Source organism: Bacillus sp. JJ1122 (assembly GCF_036964885.1).
Taxonomy (GTDB): domain Bacteria; phylum Bacillota; class Bacilli; order Bacillales; family Cytobacillaceae; genus Mesobacillus.
The window spans coordinates 41,472-61,727 of sequence record NZ_JBALQL010000035.1; the positions used below are offsets into that span (position 1 = coordinate 41,472).

Sequence of the window (20,256 nt, forward strand, 5' to 3'; positions counted from 1 at the left end):
GTGACAGAAATGAAAAAAGTCGTAATTGTCGGAGGCGGCATAACTGGTCTGACTGCTGCGTATTATTTGCAGAAATATGCCCGGGAAAGCCAGCTTCCCCTTGATGTAAAGTTAGTCGAAGCCTCGCACCGAGTCGGCGGAAAAATGCAGACCTATCTTAAAGATGGCTTTGTCATTGAAAGGGGCCCTGATTCTTTTCTTGAAAGGAAGGCGAGTGCAGGTCGGCTGGTTCGCGAAGTTGGACTTGGCGATCAGCTGGTTAACAACAGCACAGGGAAATCCTATGTTTTGGTTAAGGACAAGCTTCACCCTATGCCTGGCGGCGCTGTTATGGGAATTCCGACTCAAATCGCTCCTTTCATTACAACGGGCCTATTTTCATGGCCAGGAAAGTTCAGAGCAGCGGGAGACTTTTTTATGCCTCCTTCCAAGGTTAAAGGTGACCAGTCATTAGGCGAGTTTTTCCGGCGCAGGCTTGGTGATGAAGTTGTAGAAAATCTGATTGAGCCTTTACTTTCAGGTATTTACGCAGGAGATATTGATAACATGAGTCTTTTATCAACATTCCCTCAATTTTACCAAGTAGAGCAAAAATACGGCAGTCTGATTCTTGGTACAAAGAAAACCACTCCTGTCCCGAAAAAGAAAACAGCTGGAGACGGCCATGAAAAGAAAAAAGGAATGTTTCTGACAGTGAAAACAGGGCTTCAATCCTTCGTAGACGCAATAGAATCGAAACTTGAATCAGGTTCAGTTTTAAAGGGCATCAGGGTTGATAAAGTCAGCAAGCAACAGGATAATGGCTATCGTTTGAGATTGAGCAGCGGCGAAACACTCGATGCGGACAGCATTCTTGTTTCGGCTCCGCACGAAGCGGCCCTGCATATGTTTTCTGATCATGATCACATTTTTGAGCCGTTTCGTGATATTCCTTCGACATCTGTTGCAACTGTCGCAATGGCTTTCCCGGAAAGTGTCATAAAAGAAGATATCGATGGTACTGGGTTTGTTGTTTCGCGAAACAGTGATTACACGATTACTGCTTGTACTTGGACACATAAAAAGTGGCCGCATACGACGCCGGAAGGTAAAGTTTTGCTCCGGCTTTATGTCGGGAGACCGGGAGACGAAGCAGTCGTTGAACTATCCGATGATGAAATCATCAAAATCGCCCTTGAAGATTTGAACAAAACCATGGATATTCAGACACAACCTGATTTTGCGGTCGTATCCCGCTGGAAAGAAGCGATGCCGCAGTATACAGTTGGCCACAAAGAAAGAGTCGAAAAGCTGAAAGACGATCTTGCAAATGAGCTTCCAGGTGTTTTTATAGGAGGCAGCTCCTATGAAGGTGTTGGTCTTCCAGACTGCATTGACCAGGGTGAAGCAGCTGTAGAAAAAATCCTGAAATTTTTAAAACTCGGATCTTAAAAACCCTTTTAGGGTTTTTTCTTTTATTTAGATAAAAAAATTAGAAATCATAAAACTCCATAAGCTAAGAAACAAAACACTATATTTATGTTGTAAAGCAAAATCATTTGTGATAAAGTATCTATTGAACGAATTGACCAATTCTCTCATTTGGTCATTTTTTATTCGTAGAGAGGTGTAATCATGGCAATCGACCGAAAACAGCAAATCATTGATTCAGCATCCAATTCATTTTCTCTCTATGGCTATAAGGCTACAACCATTGACCAGGTTGCCAAAATGGCCAATGTTGGAAAAGGGACGATATATACCTTTTTCAAGAACAAGGAGGAACTTTTCGATGAGATCGTGAACAGGCTCATCAAGGAAATGAAGCGGGTTGCAGATGAATCCGTAGATCCGTCTCATTCATTTTACGAAAACGTTCATCGGGCTCTGTATAAGCTCCTTGAGTTCCGTAAAGAACACCAGCTGACGATCAAACTTTCTCAGGAAGCGAGAGACTTAGGGACACCTGCAGTATTGGAAGTGATGGCAAAAATGGAAACAGCCATTATCAACTATATTAAGGATAAGGTCGTTCTCGCTGTTCAAAAAAAGGAGATTAAAGAGTGCGATCCCGAAATGACGGCGTTTATCATGATGAAACTCTATATTGCCTTAATATTTGACTGGGAGAAAAAACACACACCGCTGGAAAAGGAAGACATCTCACAGCTGTTTGAGTTTTACATTTTCAAAGGATTGTCTATATAGGATAGTCCTTGTTTTATGGAGTCGATTGACCAAATGAACAAAATGGTCATTTATTACAAAAGGGAGGACAACTATGAAAAACAAACTATTAAAACAGGAATTTTTAGCGATACTTCGCAATAAGAAGCTGCTGATCCCAATTTTAGCTGTGATTTTTATCCCGGTTCTATACAGCGGAATGTTCCTGTGGGCGTTTTGGGATCCTTATGAACATCTTTCTGATTTGCCAGTTGCTATTGTCAATGAGGATTCAGGTGCAATGATCGAAGGAGAAAAATTGGAGCTTGGGGATAATTTAGTTGAGAAACTGCAGGAAAGCAAAGACTTTAGTTTTGATTTTGTAGATAAAGCAGACGGGGAAAAAGGGTTAAAAGAGCAAGAGTATTATATGCTCATTAAAATTCCGGAAAATTTCTCCGAAAATGCTACTACATTGCTGGACGACACGCCAAAAAAACTTGAACTCATTTACATGCCGAATGAAAGCTTTAACTTTCTTTCTGCTCAAATTGGTGAAACGGCAGCAGAAAGAATTAAGGCCTCTGTATCTGAGAAGGTGTCTGAAACCTATGCAGAAACAATGTTTGATAAAATAGGTGATCTGGCTGACGGATTGGACAAAGCAAGTGAAGGCGCATCAGAATTAAAGGATGGTGCAGGGGAATTAAAGAATGGTTCAAATGAGCTCTATGAAAATCTATCACTTCTTGCCGGGAAATCTGTTGAGTTCAACAACGGCATGCTTTCAGCGAAGTCAGGTGTAAAAGAGGTTGCTAATGGAGCAAACTCCCTTGCATCCGGACTGGGACAGCTGGAAGATGGGCATAAGAAGCTAGAAGCCGCATCTGGAGAAATCCTTTCGGGTGAAAAAGAATTGTCTGCAGGTGCATCAAAGTTAGCTGCCGGTTTGCAGCAAGCAAACAGCAAGCTTCCTGCGATGGAAGACGGTACATCTAAGCTTAAACAGGGTTCTGAGCAGCTGTCGCAAAATATGCAAGCCTGGAAAAAGGGCTCAGATAATGCTGCTGCAGGAGCAAATGAGCTGCACTCTGGCATTCAGGAGCTGCAGAAACAAATGCAAATGATGCAGCCGCTTTTAGCTGAATATCCAGATAAGCAGAAACAGCTTGCAGAAGCATTGCAAAAATTGGAAGCAGGAAGTGCCCAGCTTGCTCAAGGCACAGGTACTCTTTCAGAATCAGCTGGTGCCCTTGCAGGTGGAGCACAGCAGCTAAATGGCGGTCTGGGTCAATTATCTCTGGGGCAATCACAGTTGCGTAAAGGTTTTGAAGAACTTTCATCAGGAGGAGCCCAGCTTGAAAATGGAGCGAATAAACTAGCTGCTGGACAGGAACAGTTTAATTCTGGAATGAGCATGTTTGGTGAAAAGCTTGCCGAGGCTAAAGCTGGTTCAGAAAAACTTGCAGCTGGTTCGACCAAACTTGCTGGGGGAATGGATCAGCTTGCAACAGGATCATCTGCAATGGCAGATGGAGCTGGCAAGCTGTCATCTGGTGCCGAGAGACTTGCTGAAGGGAACGGGAAAGTAGCAGCTGGTACAACGGAACTCGCTGATAAACTTAAAGAAGGTGCAGAAAAAGCGAAGGTCAATCCTTCTGATGATACGTATAATATGCTTGCTGCTCCTGTTAAATTGGATAATGAGAAAATCAACAAAGTTCCAAACTATGGAACGGGCTTCGCACCATACTTTTTATCTTTAGGTCTTTTCGTCGGTGCATTGCTTCTGTCTATTGTCTTTCCGTTAAGAGAACCTGCAGGGGTGCCATCAAGCGGCTTCAGCTGGTTCAGGAGTAAGTTTGTGATTTTAGCTGGAATCGGGGTTATTCAGGCATTGATCGCTGATGCCATATTGCTCGGAGGATTAGGTTTGCAGGTTAAGAGCCTTCCGCTCTTCCTTCTGTTCTCCATAATAACAAGTTTGACATTTATCACCCTTGTTCAATTCCTTGTTACTATATTGGGGGATCCTGGACGATTTGTGGCAATTGTCATCTTAATACTTCAGCTTACAACAAGTGCGGGTACATTCCCTTTGGAATTGATACCAGGATTCTTGCAGAAGTTTAATGCATTCTTGCCAATGACGTATTCAGTACAAGGTTTCAAATCCGTCATTTCAAGCGGGGATCTAAGCTTTATGTGGCAAAATGCTGAAATCCTCGGAGCATATATTGTAGCATTATCGATTGGAACGTGGATATACTTCCAACTTATGCATAAGAGGCGCTTTGCCGTTTCTGCAGAAAAGTAGACGTTTTTATAGCAATTAAAAAAGGCCAGCCGTTCAAAATGAACGAGCTGGCCTTTCTTGTTGAAAGAAAGTTTATTACAACCGTATAAACAAAGGCGGGAAATTAATGGAAGTTTTATAGTTTCCCAGGATGCATGCATCCATCGCACTTGTTTCCATAACATTCGTGCTGTTCTTTTATTGGTTCTCCACACTCCATGCATTGTTTCTGAGGTAAATTACGAAAGAATTCAACAATATTTTCAATCATGCTGTTCGCCCCCAATTTTTAAAAGTGTTTTGATACAGTTATGTTGTTGTTTAAATTGTATTATAACAGTATGGAATCGTCAACGATTGTTTTCTGAAAAATACCGTTTAAATGAAAAAATGGGTAAAATGAAGTATAGTGAAAGCAAACACTGGTTTAAAGGAGGAATACCAATGAAGCTTACAATTGTTGGGTGTTGGGGCGGATATCCTAAGGTTAACGAGGCTAGCACCGGGTATTTGCTCGAGCATGACGGCTTCAAGCTTATGATAGATTTCGGCAGCGGGGTGCTGGCGAAGCTTCCAAACTTTGTCCAGCCTGAAGAACTGGACGCTCTGGTCTTGTCGCATTACCATCCTGATCATGTAGCGGATATCGGTGTGCTGCAGCACGCAAGACTTATCCAGGGGTTTTTAGGTAAAAAGTCACCACAGCTTCCTATTTACGGTCATGCAAAGGACAAGCAGGAATTTGCAAAGCTTACATATAAAAACATCACAAAGGGTATTGCTTTTGATCCTAAAAAAAAGCTTGAAATCGGTCCATTTACAATTACTTTCATGACCGCGGTTCACCCTGTTCCATGCTATGCAATGAGAGTGGAAGCAGGAGGAAAAGTCATGGTTTACACAGCCGACACCTCTTACAAGGAAGAATTCATTTCTTTTGCGTCAGGTGCAGATTTACTGCTTTCCGAGTGCAATTTTTATGGCAGCCAGGATGGCAAGGGAGCAGGTCATATGAACAGTTATGATAATGGAAGGCTCGCTCAGGAAGCAGGGGTTAAACAGCTCATTCTGACTCATCTTCCTCATTATGGTGAACTGGAACAGCTTGTTACTGAAGCATTGACCATATATCAAGGACCGATATCACTGGCAAAAGAAGGACTGGAGTTTACATTATAAAAGGAGAATCAGCGATGCTATTTATCGATAATAAGGGGATCACAGATCCAAGAATTAATTTGGCGATAGAAGAATACGCCTTAAAGAATCTCGATATAAACCAAACATATCTTTTATTTTATATAAACGAGCCGTCCATCATCATCGGCAAAAACCAGAACACGATCGAAGAAATCAATACAGAGTATGTCGAGAAGAATGGAATTCACGTTGTCCGCCGGCTATCAGGCGGTGGCGCTGTGTATCATGATTTAGGTAACCTGAATTTCAGCTTCATTACGAAGGATGACGGTGAGAGCTTTCATAACTTCAGAAAGTTCACAGAGCCAGTCGTCAATGCTTTGAGAAAATTAGGTGTGGACGCTGAATTAAGCGGCAGGAATGACCTTCTCGCCGAAGGAAGAAAAATTTCAGGAAATGCCCAGTTCTCTACAAGGGGCCGAATGTTCAGCCACGGAACATTATTATTCGATTCAGAAATCGAAAGTGTTGTTTCAGCCCTTAACGTGAAAAAAGATAAAATCGAATCAAAAGGCATTAAATCCATACGGAGCCGTGTGGCAAACATTTCTGAGTTTCTTTCTGAAACTGTGACAATTGAAGAGTTCCGCAGTCTTCTATTAAAAAATATTTTTGAAGGGATGGAGGAAATCCCGGAGTATGTCCTAACAGAAGAGGACTGGGAGAATATCCATGAACTTTCAAAAGAAAGATATCAGAACTGGGACTGGAATTATGGAAAGTCACCAAAATTTAATCTTCAGCATTCTCATCGTTTCCCTGTCGGCCAAATCGATGTGCGCTTTGAGGTGAACAAAGGAATCATTGAAAACTGCAAAATATATGGAGATTTCTTTGGTGTCGGCGATGTGGGCGAAATTGAGGATAAGCTCATAGGCCAAAAATATGAGAAATCACAAATAGCGGCAGCTTTAGAAGAAATCGATATAAAACATTATTTCGGAAATATTTCTAAGGAAGATTTTATTAATTTAATTTATTAGCAGGGAGTAGCGCGATGTCTTGGACATCGCGTTTTTTATTATTTTTTGTTAAATTGCTGAAAATGTCAGTACATTTTTCTTGAATACATAATTTTCTTTCAATATAATAAATTTAGAAAACTTTTTACGAGTTTGGTGAAATTACATCACCACGAAGGGGGAAGGGAGTTAATGAATCTTTCATCACAGCTTCATCACACTGCCTCTGTGCTTGGCGAAAAGCCGGCATATTTTTTCATGGATAAAGCAAGTACATATGCTGAACTCGATGCCACTGTTACCAAGTTTGCTTCGGGCCTTGAAAAATTAGGGGTGAAAAAAGGCGATCATATCGCACTGCTGCTAGGAAACTCTCCACACTTTGTCATCAGCTTGTACGGAGCTCTTCGGCTTGGTGCAACAGTTATTCCCATTAATCCTATTTATACTGCAGATGAAATTGGTTATATACTGAATAACGGGGATGTTAAAGCCGTTGTTGGACTGGATCTGATGCTGCCTTTGGCTGAAAAAATGCATCAGCACCTGCCAAAGGTAGAGAATTTCATTATTTGCGAAACAGGCCAGAGTCAAATGTCCGAAGAGGAAATTTCCAATTTGTCATTAGGGTCAAAAATGAAACCGTTTACACACGTCGTTGCTTCTGGTGATCATGGATATAAAGGGCCAGAGCTTAATGAAGACGATGTCGCCATCATTCTTTATACCTCTGGAACAACAGGAAAACCAAAGGGTGCCATGCTTACACACAAGAACCTTTACAGCAACGCGAAAGATGTAAGCGATTACCTGAAAATGAATGAAGATGATCGTGTCATTACTGCGTTGCCAATGTTCCATGTATTTTGTTTGACAGTTGCCTTGAATGCACCATTAATGAATGGAGGAACCTTGTTAATCGTTCCTCGCTTCAGTCCTGCAGAGGTTTTTAGAATCGCAAAGAAATATGAGGCAAGTGTATTTGCTGGTGTACCAACGATGTACAATTTCCTATTCCAGTATCCAGAAGGAAACCCGGATGATTTAAAATCTTTGAGACTGTGCATTTCTGGGGGAGCATCACTTCCGGTAGCATTGCTGCATAACTTCGAAAGAAAATTCAACGTGATGGTTTCCGAAGGGTATGGACTGTCTGAAGCTTCACCAGTGACATGTTTCAATCCTCTTGACCGCCCTCGCAAGGCTGGTTCGATTGGCACTTCGATTATTAATGTAGAAAACAAGGTAGTAAATGAACTAGGGGAAGAAGTTGCTCCTGGAGAAGTTGGCGAATTGATTGTTCGTGGACCTAATGTTATGGCAGGCTACTACAAAATGCCTGAAGAGACGGCTGCAACAATCAAGGATGGCTGGCTTTATACTGGCGACCTTGCACGCATGGACGACGAAGGCTATTTTTATATCGTCGACCGCAAAAAAGATATGATCATTGTCGGTGGGTATAATGTGTATCCTCGTGAAGTCGAAGAAGCATTGTATAACCATCCTGATGTTGTCGAGGTTGCCGTTCTTGGGGTACCTGACCCTAATTTGGGCGAAGCAGTCAGATGCTACGTTGTCAGCAAGAATCCAGACCTGACAGAAGGCCAGCTGCTCGAATATTGCCGTGAGCATATGGCTAAATACAAAGTGCCAAGTGCAATCGAGTTCCTGGAAGAGCTCCCTAAGAATACAACCGGCAAAATTTTAAGAAGAGCATTGAAAAATCAAGTTTTACAGGGTAAATAAATTTGAAAGAGGCAGGCTTCCTAGCTGGCCTCTTTTTTAAAGAGGATTTTTTTATATTTATCAAGAATGAGAATTAAGAAAGGAGTGGTGTAATTTGAAAAATATCCATTTTGAATTAAAAGGATATACAGCGATTGTTACTTTAAATCGCCCTGATGCACTCAACGCATTTAATTATGAGATGCTTGAAGAACTTCAAAAGATCGTTGAAAAAATCAGGACAAGCCTTGAAGCAAGAGTGATTATTTTTACCGGTGCCGGCGAGAAAGCATTCAGTGTGGGAGCGGATCTAAAAGAGCGCAGGACTTTGGCTCAGGAAGACGTTAAGCGGAATATTTTTAAAATTGGTGAAGTATTCACTGCCATTGACCAGCTGCCGCAGCCTACCATCGCAGCAATCAATGGATTTGCGTTTGGAGGAGGGATGGAGTTAGCCATTGCCTGTGATTTTCGTATTGCCGCAGCAGGGACGCTCATGGGTTTGACAGAAACAAGTCTAGGTATCATTCCAGGCGCAGGCGGAACACAGCGTCTGCCAAGGCTAGTCGGTCAGGCAAAAGCCTTAGAATTGATTTTGACTGCCCGCCGAATTAGCGCGGAGGAGGCATTGCAATCTGGACTTGTCACTTCTGTAGCAGAAAAGGAAAACTTGCTGGATGAATGCTTTAACTGGGCAGATATGATGCATGCAAATGGGCCGGTTGCATTACAGCAGGCAAAATTCGCTATCAAGCAAGGGATGAATGCTGATCTGCAGACTGGATTGCAAATTGAACGAAAAGCGTATGAAGTGACGATTCCAACTGAAGACCGCCTTGAGGCTTTAGCTGCTTTTAGTGAGAAGAGGAAGCCAGTTTTTAAAGGAAAGTGATGAAACACGGCTTTGGTCGTGTTTTTTGTTTCGGGTAAAGAAATACTTTTCCATGCTAATGGAAGTATGTATAATATATTTTAATGGAGTAAAGGATTTTAAATTGAATAAAAGTATAATAGTTTCTGAGGGAGGGGAGCGCGTGGAAAGCACATTAGCAGTTAAGCAGGCAACGGAGTTTAAAAAAGGAATCCAATCTGGCATCAGCATTGCGATAGGCTATATGCCGATTGCGCTTACCTTCGGTTTGATTGCCAAGACGACAGGACTATCATTGGGTGAAACAGTGATGATGAGTCTTCTAGTGTTTGCAGGTGCAGCTCAATACATATCATTAAGCCTTCTGGCGCAGGGAATTGGGATTTTCGAAATTGTCCTTACTACTTTTATTGTAAATATCCGTCATTTTCTTATGTCTGCCTCACTGAACGAAAAGGCAGACGAAGACAGTATCCCTGCGAGAATGGCCTATTCATTCGGTATTACCGATGAAACCTTTTCGGTGGCTGCGACTCGCGAAGGGACTGTAAATGCAGGATACATGTTCGGTTTGAACCTTACCGCATATTCAAGCTGGGTAATCTTTTCAGGATTAGGTTTCCTTATAGGTACAGGGCTGCCGCAAACCTTGCAGGAAAGCATGTCGGTTGCTCTTTATGCAATGTTTGTCGGACTTTTAGTGCCGTCGATGAAGAAAAATGCGAAGGTTGTTTTTCTAGCCGTTCTGGCGGCGTGCTTCAACTCTATTTTCACCTTGACTGAATTGATGTCCACAGGCTGGGCAATTGTATTGGCTACCCTGCTGTCTGCAATTCTAGTAGAAATAGTGGAAACAGTTAAGCTTGGCAGGAGGGCAGATGCAGATGAGTAGAGAGATGATGATCATGATTATCGGCATGGCGGTCGTAACCTACCTTCCAAGAATGCTGCCGTTTGTCATGTTTAAAGGGAAGGAACTTCCGCCATTTTTACAGGGAGTATTGAAAAATGTTCCCTATGCCACGCTAGGTGCCTTGATTTTCCCGGCAATACTTTTTATCCAGGAAGATATCTGGTACGGTGTCATCGGAGCAGCATCTGCGTTCATTGCCGCTTACCTGGGTGCAAATGTAATCGTCGTAGTTATAGGCTCTATTTCCGTTTTGACTCTATATTCTTATTTTTTCTAGATCTGCTTTGTTGCAGGTCTATTTTTTTGTTTTTAGCTCTGTTAAAGTTGAATGTTGATTTTAACACCTAGTGGAATAAAATTTTGTGAACATGAAAATCTGGGAAGAAATTACCGATTAAGGTTAAACCTGAAAAAAACACGCGGAAAAAACGAAATGTTGACAAGGTCAGAGAATACATTATAATTAACTTTATTAATTCCGACTAGACTTATTTGTTTTATTTGAATGGGGTGATTTAATTGTTCATTTCTATTAATAATGTTCATAAACAATACGCAGATAAAGATAATCACCAGATTGATATTTTGAAAGGTATTGATCTTGGAGTAAATAAAGGTGAATTTGTTTCTATTCTTGGTCCTTCTGGCTGCGGGAAATCTACACTTCTTTCGATTGTTGCCGGGCTGACCCCAGCAACCAGCGGAGAAATTCTTATCGATGGAAAGCAGGTAGAAAAGCCAGGGAAGGACCGGGGAATGGTTTTTCAGCAGGCGGCTTTGTTTCCATGGCTGAATGTGCTTGAGAATGTCATTTTTCCATTTAAAAGAGAACTTCCAAAAAAACAGGCAGAAGCACAAGCAAAAAAATATCTGCAAATGGTCCAGCTAGGAAACTATACAGGGCATTATCCACACGAGCTGTCTGGCGGAATGCAGCAGCGTGTCGCAATCGCCAGAGCACTTGCGATGAATCCGGATATTCTTTTGATGGATGAACCGTTTGGCGCGCTTGATGAACAGACGCGCACTCGGCTCCATGACCAGTTGGAGACAATCTGGACAGAAACGAAAAAGACGATTTTATTTGTAACCCATAGCATCTCTGAATCCATTAAACTATCAGACCGGATCATTGTGATGGGGACGAAGCCTGGTATCATCCTTCAGGATATTAAGGTGGACATCCCAAGGCCTCGTCATCAGCACAAAAAAGCAATGGTGGAGCTGGAAGAATACATCATGGGATTCCTGAAGAAGGAAATCGACAAAGTGGTCAGAGAGGAACTTGCACATGAATCCAACCATTAAAAGAATCATATTTTTTGCAGTAATCATTTCATTTTGGTATACCGGTTCGAAAATGGAGTGGTGGCTGCCAATTATCTTGCCGTCTCCTGAAAAAGTGCTTGACGCGTTAGTGACTGGGTTCCAGGATAAAACATTGGTATACGATTTGGTTGCCAGCTTTAAACGTCTGGCAATTGGGCTAGGGATATCTCTTGTGATTGGATCGGCACTGGGAGTCCTGCTAGCGAGGTCGAAATCAGCCGATGAGACGATAGGTACAGTCGTGCTTGCACTTCAAAGCGTACCAAGTATCGTCTGGCTGCCACTGGCCATCATGTGGTTTGGCATGAATGAAAAAGCCGTCATATTCGTTGTTGTACTTGGAGGAACATTTGTGATGACTCTCAATCTCAGGATGGGCATCAAGAATGTTTCACCACTTTATATAAAGGCAGCCAGGACAATGGGGTCCACCGGCTGGGATTTATTTCGAAGAGTTATATTTCCAGCATCGATTCCGTATGCCGTGACAGGTGCAAGGCTTGCATGGGCTTTTGCCTGGCGTGCGCTGATGGCAGGTGAACTGTTGAGCACGGGACCGGGGCTTGGCTACACGCTGCGCTATGCTTCGGATTTCGGAAACATGGCTCTGGTAATTGGTGTCATGATTATCATTGGGGTTATTGGAACAATTGTTGACCAGATTATTTTCCAGCGTATCGAAAAATCGGTGCTTCAACGCTGGGGACTAGAATCATAAAACTAAGGGGGAAATCTTATGAAAAAAGCTATTTTAGCAGTAACCTTCTTGTTCACTTTTGCGGTGCTGCTTTCAGGATGCGGTTCAGGCGGGGCATCGAAAACATCGGCTGGCAAAGAAAAAATCGTCATTGGCTACTTTCCGAACATCAATCATGTGCCTGCGATGGTTGCAAAGGATAAAGGGTTTTACCAGCAGCAGCTTGGCGACGGCACAACAATCGAATATAAAACCTTCGCTGAAGGCGGCTCGTTCATGACGGCGCTTAAAACCGGCGAAATTGATGCGGGACTTGTAGGTCCTGCTCCTGCGATGAACAATTATACAACAGGCGCTGATGTGAAAATCATCGCCGGGGCGTCGACTGGCGGCACGGTCGTTTTAGCAAGAAAAGGAGTCAGCATCGACTCTGTTGAAGACTTTGCGGGCAAAACCTTCATTACTCCAGGCGTTGGCTGCACACATGATGTCCAATATGAAACATATCTTGAGGAAGCAGGCATTACATCAGAACGCATCGGCGGAACGATGAAGCATCTTACAGGACAGCCGGCACAATATGCTGCGATGCTGAAATCAGGAAAAATCGACATTGCTGTAGCTCCTGAACCATGGGCAGCTGTTATTGAAAAACAAACCGGAGCAGAAGTTGTTATAGGCTGGGATGAGGTAGCCTATGGCGAAACATTGCCAGCTTCTGTCATGGTCACTTCAGGTAAAATGATTAAAGAGAATCCTGAAATGGTTCAAAAAATTATTGATGCTCATAAGCAAGCCGTCCAATTCATTAATGAAAATCCCGAGGAAGCACAGCAAATCACAATTAAAGACATCAAAGAAACAACAAAGCAGGAGCTTGAAAAGGACGTAGTAAAGCTAGCCTGGGAGCGAATTGGCTTCACTTATGAAGTAGATGAGAAAACAATCCAGGAATTCTCAGATTCCTCATATGCCTTAAAATTCTTAAAGGATAAACCAGACTTTAAGGCATTGATCGATAAAACTTTTATTAATTAGGCTCTGTTAACACCCTTGTTAGAGCCATCAATAAAAATAAACAAGTTATGCAGGGTACCAAGAAATCATCTTGGTACCCTTTTTCTGTATGTGCTTTAACATGACAATAACTTGTTCTATTTTTTAAGCAGCAGACTAAAATAGTTATTGAAGGGTTGTACGTAAAGGGGGAATAGCTATGGCGAGAAAAATGGGCTTTTATGGAGTAATCGCCTATGTGCTCTACGGATTTGCGGTATATTGGTACCTTTTTTATTTTGCAGATACAAATCTTCCATTTGAATTTGAAGGCTCCAGGGCAGATCCGGCGACTTTTCTGAATGGCAGGGAGTTGATGCTCAGCGAGGAATATTCAAAAATCAGGAACTTATTATTCTTTCTTTCTACACCATTTGAATGGCTGTTTTACTTTTTGATTTTGCTATTAGGTCTCTCCAAGGCCTTTAAAAAATGGGGAGAACAAACATCCAAGAATAAATACGGCCAAACGGCCATCTACTTGATCTGGCTTTCGTTCTTTGCGTTCGTGGCAACATTCCCGCTTAGCTATATTAGCTTTACACTTTCAAAGACCTATAATATTTCAACCCAGACTTTTGCTTCGTGGATGAAGGATGAATTGATCGATTTCTGGATCAATTATGCAATGATGTTCGTGATCGTTGTGGTCCTGTACTGGCTGATGAATAAAAGCAAAAGGTTCTGGTGGCTGTTCGCATGGCTGCTGTCAGTGCCGTTCACACTTTTCATTATGTTCCTCCAGCCGGTCGTGATTGATCCGCTTTATAACGACTTCTACCCGCTAAAAAACAAGGAGCTCGAAACGAAAATCCTTGATCTTGCAGAGCAGGCGAACATCCCGGCGCAGCATGTGTTTGAAGTGAATATGGCTGAAAAAACGAATGCTCTTAATGCATATGTTACTGGTATCGGTTCTAATTCCCGCATCGTCCTGTGGGATACGACCCTGAATCGGCTGAACGATGACCAAATTCTGTTCATCATGGCCCATGAAATGGCCCACTATGTAGAAAAACATATATATATCGGTATTGGCGGATATCTGCTCTTATCTCTCTTCGGCCTGTATGCTGTTTCACGATTGATGAAATGGGCAATCGAGCGCTGGGGGCGAGAATTTAAAATTACCCATCCTGGTGATCTCAGATCGCTGCCACTCTTCCTTATGTTCCTGTCGATGATGATGTTTGCAGCAAGCCCGGTTTCAAACCTTGTTTCACGCTATCAGGAAACTCGCGCTGATAAATATGCGATTGAAATGACTGATAATACAGACGCAGCGATTTCATCCTTCCAAGAGCTTACAAAAGCAGGGCTTAGCCAGGTTAATCCTCCATTTATGGTGAAGATTTTTAGGTACGGACACCCGACTATGCTTGAAAGAATATCCCGTCTTGAGGATTATGAAGTGCAAAAGCGGAATGAACAAGAGTGAAGATGAAACAATATGCCCCTGAAAGAAATTTTCAGGGGCTGTTTTTTATTTAAGTCTGTGTTAAAGGACAGAGTTGTTTATAGCACCTATTGATGGAACGGAAAATCAACAGCAAAGTTTAACACAGCCTTATTGTAAAATAATAAAAACCCCCTTTATGGGGGATTTCACTCATTTACGTTCCAAATTGTTTGTTAAGATCCTTCAACTCTTCTGTCAAGGTTAGAAATAAAATTTGGTCACGTTCATCTATTGCTTTATCGATTTTAGACAGCAATTTTTCTTTTTTCGTGTTTAATTGGATTTCAGAAATTAGCATGTCAACATACAGGTCCAGAACAAAAGATTCCTTGGCTTTTATGCGTTTCATGACACTGGCCTTCATGATTTCAGAATACGATTTTTCTTTCACTGACCTCACCTCTTAGACCTTTTTTATATTATATGGAGGAAAGAAAAGATAATCAACTAAATTTTTATAATTTTTAGAAAATTTTTCACGTGTCATTAAATGTGGCTAAAATAGGAATTTTTCCTGAGAGGGAAGAAAATTTTAGCCGTTATGTTACAATAGGGTATATGGTATTTTAGGAGATGAAGGAATGACAATCAACCAAAAGAATTTAGTAGAAGAGTACGAAATAAATCCTTTTACAATGATCATTCTCCCTGAAGAATACGGAAGCAAGACATACAGCAAGGTAATAGAATTGGAAGAGGAGTATTTATCTCCATTCAGGCCGATTGAAATCGTGAAAAAAAGCTGTAAATATTTTGGTTCCAGCTATGAAGGGAGAAAAGAAGGAACCCGGCAGCTGACAGGGATTACCCATAAAATTCCCATCATTATTGACCCCATTAGCTCCATTTATTTTATGCCCACAAATTCACCTGCAAATCCTGACTGTATATGGGTGTCACATGAGCATGTTTTATTCCATAAAAAGGTGGATTCCCATAGCACACAGGTTATCTTCAGAAATAAAAAATCCATTACCTTGCCAGTATCTCACCATTCATTTGAAAACCAGCTTCTGCGGACATCCTTGCTCCGCACAAAATTTATGCAGCGGATGAAAGAAACTGAACGGAAAGCCCTTTACTTGCTCCATGGTTCGAAATACAGCGAGTCGCAAGGCTATCATCATGCCAGTTTGGTAAGTGAGGTTTTTAAGGACAATTAATTAATATTTAATGCTTTTTGGATTTACTGGCATTTTTGGTTTCCACGAAAAGGTGCGCAGCATTATATACGGAAACAGCAAGCAGTGCGTCATTTGCCTGCCGATAATAAAGACTGTAAGAGGAAATAGCCACATCTATAAGATGGAAATTCAGGGGAATCCGATGATCAGCCGGATTCCTTTAGCTTTTTTCCAGGGGGGGATCGGCTTGTTTGAACCGCTTGAATAAATAATATAGCATCAATTCCTGGACCTTGTTGCGAATACGGGGATTAAAATAATTGTGGTGTTCTTCGTAGCCTTGATAAATGAAGAGGAACATCGTAAATGCATCATCACGCTTTACTTCCTCAACCTTAAGGTTATGCTTTTTTAAATAGCTTTTTACTTTAGCGAGTTCTTTCTGGACTGCCTTCATTGTTTCTTCGATTAGCTCCAAATATGGCTTCTTTAATTTGAATGGACTTTTTTCAACGACAGAAAGATCCCGGTTTAGCACGACAAGCACCATCGGCAAATAAATGGCCTGTTCCATGATATCGCGTTCTTGTTCAGGAATCCTTGTCATTTTGCTTTGCTCCTTTTTGAATAAAATAGAACATTTGTTCGTTATAATCGTACTGGATTTTTTAGCGGATTTCAAGAGTGTAAAAAAATTTTCCTGTTCCTTATCATAATTTCCAAACGTTATACAAAAATTTCAAGGTACTAATCCATTCATTTAGAGTGTAGGCTCTGTTAAAGCCAGCCAAGCGGAAAGCGAAGCGCCTGGAACGAAAATCAACAGCCTTGTTTAACAGAGCCAAAGTGTAAAAGAATTTTTATTAAGAAGAAGGAAATATATTTCTGTTATCGAAATAAAGATAGATAAATAAATTATTTAGGAAGGGTGGCTGCTTAGATGGGAGAAAAAAGATTTCTCAAAGCAGAAGATTTATACGAATTGAAGTCCGTGACAGATCCTCAACTTTCACCTGATGGCAAGAAGTGTGTATTTGTTCAGACAGAGATGGTGGAAAAAAAGAATGACTATGTGTCTAATTTATACATAATCGATATTGAAGAAGACAGAGAACCGAAGCAATGGACGTATGGGGAATATCGAAACCATTCACCTAGATGGTCACCAGACGGGTCACAGCTTGCGTTTGTTTCCAACAGAGCAGGGAAAAATCAAGTTTATGTTCTGGATGCAGCTGGTGGAGAGGCTAGGCAAGCCACAAGCTTTAAAAATGGTGCAAGCGGGCCTGTATGGTCACCAGATGGTTCTAAACTAGCCTGTTCGGTTTTCCTCAAACCAGAAGAGGATTTACTGGAGAAGGAAGAAGAGAAGAAGGATGAAAAGAAGCTCGAGCCTTTTGTGGCAGAGGAAATGAAGTATAAGTCAGATGCTGCGGGTTTCTGGGATGGAAAGTATAAGCAGACAGCAATTATAAGTCTTGCGGATGGCAAAGCAGAGCTCATTACAAAGAGAGAAGCAGACTACCACCTGCAGTGCTGGTCACCTGACGGCAAAACAATTGTACTGTCAGCGGATGAAACAGCAGAGCGCGATTTCTCATTTAAAAGCGATTTATTGCTGTTGGATGTGGAAACCGGCAAAATCACAAAAATAACGAATGGAAAAGGATACTATGGCAGTGCCGCTTTTTCACCTGATGGAAAATACCTAGGTTATATCGGCCATGAAAGAGAGTTTGAAAATGCAACGTTGCCTCAATTATGGGTACAAGAATTAGCAACAGGCAATATCCAATGCATCACCGATAATATGGATATCCTTGTAGGAGACGCAGTTGCAGCGGATTTTCAGCAAGGTGCCCACAGCCCAGCCTTTTTATGGGGAGAAGACAGCGAGAGCTTTTATTTCCTTGCAAGCGACCAGGGCAATACGGTCATCTATTTTGGGAATTTAGCTGGTGAAATATATCCTGCCTTGCTGGATCAGCAGCATGTATATGGATATACACTTGATCGTAAAAATCAAAGAATCGTGGCTGCGATCAGCAATCCGGTTTTGCCAGGGGAGCTATTCCAGCTAGAGGTAACAACAGGAGATATAAAGCAGCTCACTTCAGTGAATGGAAAGTTCCTTGATGAAGTTACCTTATCGAAGCCTGAGCCAATTTCGTTTGCTGCGGGTGACGGAACTAGGCTCCATGGCTGGATCATGCAGCCGGCTGGCATGGAAGATGGAAAGAAATATCCGTTGATTTTGGAAATACATGGTGGACCACACGCTCTGTATGCAAATACTTATTTTAATGAATTCCAGGTTCTTGCTTCAGAAGGATACGGAGTTCTCTACATTAATCCGCGCGGAAGCCATGGATACGGGCAGCAATTTGTTAATGCCGTCCGCGGCGATTATGGCGGCGGAGATTACCAGGATGTCATAGATGCAGTTGACTATGTGCTGGAAAATTATGATTTCATTGACAGTGAAAGACTTGGTGTAACCGGTGGAAGCTACGGCGGCTTCATGACAAACTGGATTGTCGGCCATACGGACCGATTCAAAGCTGCCGTCACCCAGCGTTCAATCTCAAATTGGATTAGTTTTTATGGGGTAAGCGACATCGGATACTATTTTACAGAGTGGCAAATAAAAGCAGATCTAAATGATATTGAAACATTATGGAAGCATTCACCACTTGCATATGCTGATAAAATTAATACTCCTTTATTGATCCTTCATAGCGAAAAAGATTACCGCTGCCCGATTGAGCAGGCGGAACAGCTGTTTATCGCATTGAAGAGACAGGGGAAGAAAACAAAGTTCATCCGTTTCCCGGAATCAAACCACGAGCTATCCAGAAGCGGAAAGCCCAACCTGAGGTTGAACCGCTTAGCCTATATTGTTGACTGGTTCAATGACCATCTAAAGTAATCGATAGTTTTTGCTGACAAGATCAATATTAGCCTGTTTTATTTTGAGCAAACGCTGAAACGTAACGTAAAACAATATAAGGTTAACCGAGCCCAAAATGATTTAAAACGATTCTGTTAAAGCTGAATGTTGATTTTTATAACCTGTTGATTGTAGGGGAAGGCGCGCAGACTCCTGCGGGTTCAGCGCCAGCCCCGCGGAAAGCGAAGCGCCTGGAACGAAAATCAACAGACTTGTTTAACAGGGCCTATACGTTTGAAACCCACAGTCCTCCCGACTGTGGGTTTTATTTTTTTGAAATTTTCTTTGGAGAAGTTTAAGGTTATAGAGAAAGAAGGAAAATAAGAGCATCAGTAACTATTTGAAAAAAAATAAGTCTGTTATATTAAAATCTAATTTTGGAAGGAATTTTAACATGAGATATGAAAGAACTCAGCGTAATAAAAAGAAGAAAAGAATAAGATGGTCAGGGGTCTTTTTCTTGCTGTTTCTTCTCATTGGTGCTTTGGCTGTTTATTCTTATTTTCAATATAGAGCAGGTGTAAGTGATTCAGCCAAAACAGCTGAGCAAAATAAGCAGGAGTATGAATTCAATGGTAAACGAGACCGAAATGGCGCCACCAATATTCTATTGCTTGGCAGCGATGCCAGAGGAAAAGAGAAGTCGCGTGCAGATACAATTATGATTGCAAGCTATAATCCGGATAAGGGCACCTATAAGCTGACGTCCATTATGAGGGATACGTATATCAGCATTCCGGGCTATGGTGACAATAAGATTAATGCCGCATTTGCTTTAGGCGGACCTGAATTGCTTAGGCAAACAATTAAGGAGAACTTCGATATTGATCTCCAGTACTATGCAATCGTCGATTTTGAAGGATTTGTCCGTGTGGTTGATGAAGCTTTCCCAGATGGTGTTGAAGTAAACGTTGAAAAGAGGATGTCAGAAAACATTGGAGTCACACTGGAGCCAGGATTACAGAAGCTGGATGGGAAGCATTTATTAGGTTATGTGCGGTTCCGTCATGATGCAGTTGGAGATTTTGGGCGTGTAGAACGTCAGCAAAGCGTCATAAAGGAAGTGGGCAAACAGTTCGCCAGCTTTCAAACCCTGCCTAAGCTTCCGAAGCTTGTTGGTGTAGTAATGCCATTTGTGAATACAAATATGGATACAGGGGACATCTTGTTTATGGGAAAAGGTTTCCTATCAAAGGACAATTGTAATATCGATACGATGAGAATCCCGGTTGAAGGATCTTACGAAAATCAAAGAGTTGAGGGTGCAGGTGCCATACTGGCAATCAACCTTGAAGAAAACAGGCAAGCACTTCAGGAATTTTTAGCAAAATAAATGTATGATGTTAGAAAGTTCTCATTCATTCGTTTGAGGTGTACAATAATTTAAATGAGGTATTTATGAAATAAGATTGTTTGGTGAAGCTCTGCAGTGATGTAAAGCAAGCCAAAGAACGAATGGCATAAGGGTGAGCTTTTTAGAAAGATAAGAAAGTATAAAATTCACTTTAAGAAATGTCCAGCTCCAG

Annotated in this window: 19 protein-coding genes; 16 read left to right on the forward strand and 3 right to left on the reverse strand. The window is 41.7% G+C overall.

Going from position 1 to position 20,256, the window contains the following annotated elements:
* Window positions 1-9: 9 nt before the first annotated feature.
* The 3 genes from hemY to V7201_RS18915 all read left to right on the forward strand — a co-directional run bounded on the left by hemY (window position 10) and on the right by V7201_RS18915 (window position 4,462).
* Entirely contained in the window at window positions 10-1,431 is a 1,422-nt protein-coding gene (hemY, locus tag V7201_RS18905) for a protoporphyrinogen oxidase (protein ID WP_335378393.1), read from the forward strand.
* A 183-nt stretch (window positions 1,432-1,614) separates the two neighbouring features.
* Entirely contained in the window at window positions 1,615-2,187 is a 573-nt protein-coding gene (locus V7201_RS18910) for a TetR/AcrR family transcriptional regulator (protein WP_335378313.1), read from the forward strand.
* A gap of 73 nt (window positions 2,188-2,260) precedes the next feature.
* On the forward strand, window positions 2,261-4,462 hold the full coding sequence (locus tag V7201_RS18915; protein WP_335378314.1) for a YhgE/Pip domain-containing protein: 2,202 nt from the start codon (window positions 2,261-2,263) through the stop codon (window positions 4,460-4,462).
* Between the two features lie 115 nt (window positions 4,463-4,577).
* Here the strand turns inward: V7201_RS18915 and yhfH are convergent, their stop codons facing one another.
* Window positions 4,578-4,712 (reverse strand): protein YhfH, encoded by a 135-nt coding sequence (gene yhfH / locus V7201_RS18920; RefSeq protein ID WP_335378315.1) that lies wholly within the window; start codon window positions 4,710-4,712, stop codon window positions 4,578-4,580.
* A 173-nt stretch (window positions 4,713-4,885) separates the two neighbouring features.
* Here yhfH and V7201_RS18925 point away from each other — a divergent pair, with 173 nt between their 5' ends.
* The 10 genes from V7201_RS18925 (at window position 4,886) to V7201_RS18970 (ending at window position 14,635) form a co-directional block, all read left to right on the forward strand.
* Window positions 4,886-5,620 (forward strand): MBL fold metallo-hydrolase, encoded by a 735-nt coding sequence (locus V7201_RS18925; RefSeq protein WP_335378316.1) that lies wholly within the window; start codon window positions 4,886-4,888, stop codon window positions 5,618-5,620.
* 14 nt (window positions 5,621-5,634) lie between these two features.
* Complete coding sequence (locus V7201_RS18930) at window positions 5,635-6,624, forward strand: lipoate--protein ligase (protein WP_335378317.1); 990 nt, start codon at window positions 5,635-5,637, stop codon at window positions 6,622-6,624.
* Window positions 6,625-6,795: 171 nt separating this feature from the next.
* Entirely contained in the window at window positions 6,796-8,352 is a 1,557-nt protein-coding gene (locus V7201_RS18935; RefSeq protein WP_335378318.1) for a fatty acid--CoA ligase family protein, read from the forward strand.
* 94 nt (window positions 8,353-8,446) lie between these two features.
* The gene (locus V7201_RS18940) at window positions 8,447-9,223 is read left to right on the forward strand and encodes an enoyl-CoA hydratase-related protein (RefSeq protein WP_335378319.1); all 777 of its coding nucleotides are present in this window, start codon (window positions 8,447-8,449) and stop codon (window positions 9,221-9,223) included.
* A 142-nt stretch (window positions 9,224-9,365) separates the two neighbouring features.
* Entirely contained in the window at window positions 9,366-10,094 is a 729-nt protein-coding gene (locus V7201_RS18945) for an AzlC family ABC transporter permease (RefSeq protein WP_335378320.1), read from the forward strand.
* Window positions 10,087-10,392 (forward strand): AzlD domain-containing protein, encoded by a 306-nt coding sequence (locus V7201_RS18950; protein ID WP_335378321.1) that lies wholly within the window; start codon window positions 10,087-10,089, stop codon window positions 10,390-10,392. Before V7201_RS18945 ends, V7201_RS18950 begins: the two co-directional genes overlap by 8 nt.
* Before the next feature lie 242 nt (window positions 10,393-10,634).
* Window positions 10,635-11,423 (forward strand): ABC transporter ATP-binding protein, encoded by a 789-nt coding sequence (locus V7201_RS18955; RefSeq protein ID WP_335378322.1) that lies wholly within the window; start codon window positions 10,635-10,637, stop codon window positions 11,421-11,423.
* On the forward strand, window positions 11,407-12,162 hold the full coding sequence (locus V7201_RS18960) for an ABC transporter permease (protein ID WP_335378323.1): 756 nt from the start codon (window positions 11,407-11,409) through the stop codon (window positions 12,160-12,162). Before V7201_RS18955 ends, V7201_RS18960 begins: the two co-directional genes overlap by 17 nt.
* A gap of 18 nt (window positions 12,163-12,180) precedes the next feature.
* A complete protein-coding gene (locus V7201_RS18965; RefSeq protein ID WP_335378324.1) occupies window positions 12,181-13,179 on the forward strand; it encodes an ABC transporter substrate-binding protein in 999 nt (332 codons plus the stop codon).
* 178 nt (window positions 13,180-13,357) lie between these two features.
* A complete protein-coding gene (locus V7201_RS18970) occupies window positions 13,358-14,635 on the forward strand; it encodes a M48 family metallopeptidase (protein WP_335378325.1) in 1,278 nt (425 codons plus the stop codon).
* A gap of 175 nt (window positions 14,636-14,810) precedes the next feature.
* Here V7201_RS18970 and V7201_RS18975 read toward each other — a convergent pair whose 3' ends face one another.
* A complete protein-coding gene (locus V7201_RS18975; protein WP_335378326.1) occupies window positions 14,811-15,047 on the reverse strand; it encodes an IDEAL domain-containing protein in 237 nt (78 codons plus the stop codon).
* A gap of 190 nt (window positions 15,048-15,237) precedes the next feature.
* On the opposite strand from V7201_RS18975, the gene V7201_RS18980 reads away from it, so the two are divergent.
* Window positions 15,238-15,819, forward strand: coding sequence for a competence protein ComK (locus V7201_RS18980; RefSeq protein WP_335378327.1), 582 nt, complete (start codon window positions 15,238-15,240; stop codon window positions 15,817-15,819).
* A 181-nt stretch (window positions 15,820-16,000) separates the two neighbouring features.
* Here the strand turns inward: V7201_RS18980 and V7201_RS18985 are convergent, their stop codons facing one another.
* Window positions 16,001-16,387, reverse strand: coding sequence for a hypothetical protein (locus tag V7201_RS18985; protein WP_335378328.1), 387 nt, complete (start codon window positions 16,385-16,387; stop codon window positions 16,001-16,003).
* A gap of 333 nt (window positions 16,388-16,720) precedes the next feature.
* Between V7201_RS18985 and V7201_RS18990 the strand changes: the two genes are divergently transcribed.
* Together V7201_RS18990 and V7201_RS18995 are read left to right on the forward strand one after the other, a co-directional pair.
* On the forward strand, window positions 16,721-18,709 hold the full coding sequence (locus tag V7201_RS18990) for a S9 family peptidase (protein WP_335378329.1): 1,989 nt from the start codon (window positions 16,721-16,723) through the stop codon (window positions 18,707-18,709).
* A 415-nt stretch (window positions 18,710-19,124) separates the two neighbouring features.
* Window positions 19,125-20,063 carry an LCP family protein gene (locus V7201_RS18995; RefSeq protein ID WP_335378330.1) on the forward strand — a complete coding sequence of 313 codons (939 nt, stop codon included), beginning with the start codon at window positions 19,125-19,127 and terminating at the stop codon, window positions 20,061-20,063.
* Window positions 20,064-20,256 lie beyond the last annotated feature (193 nt).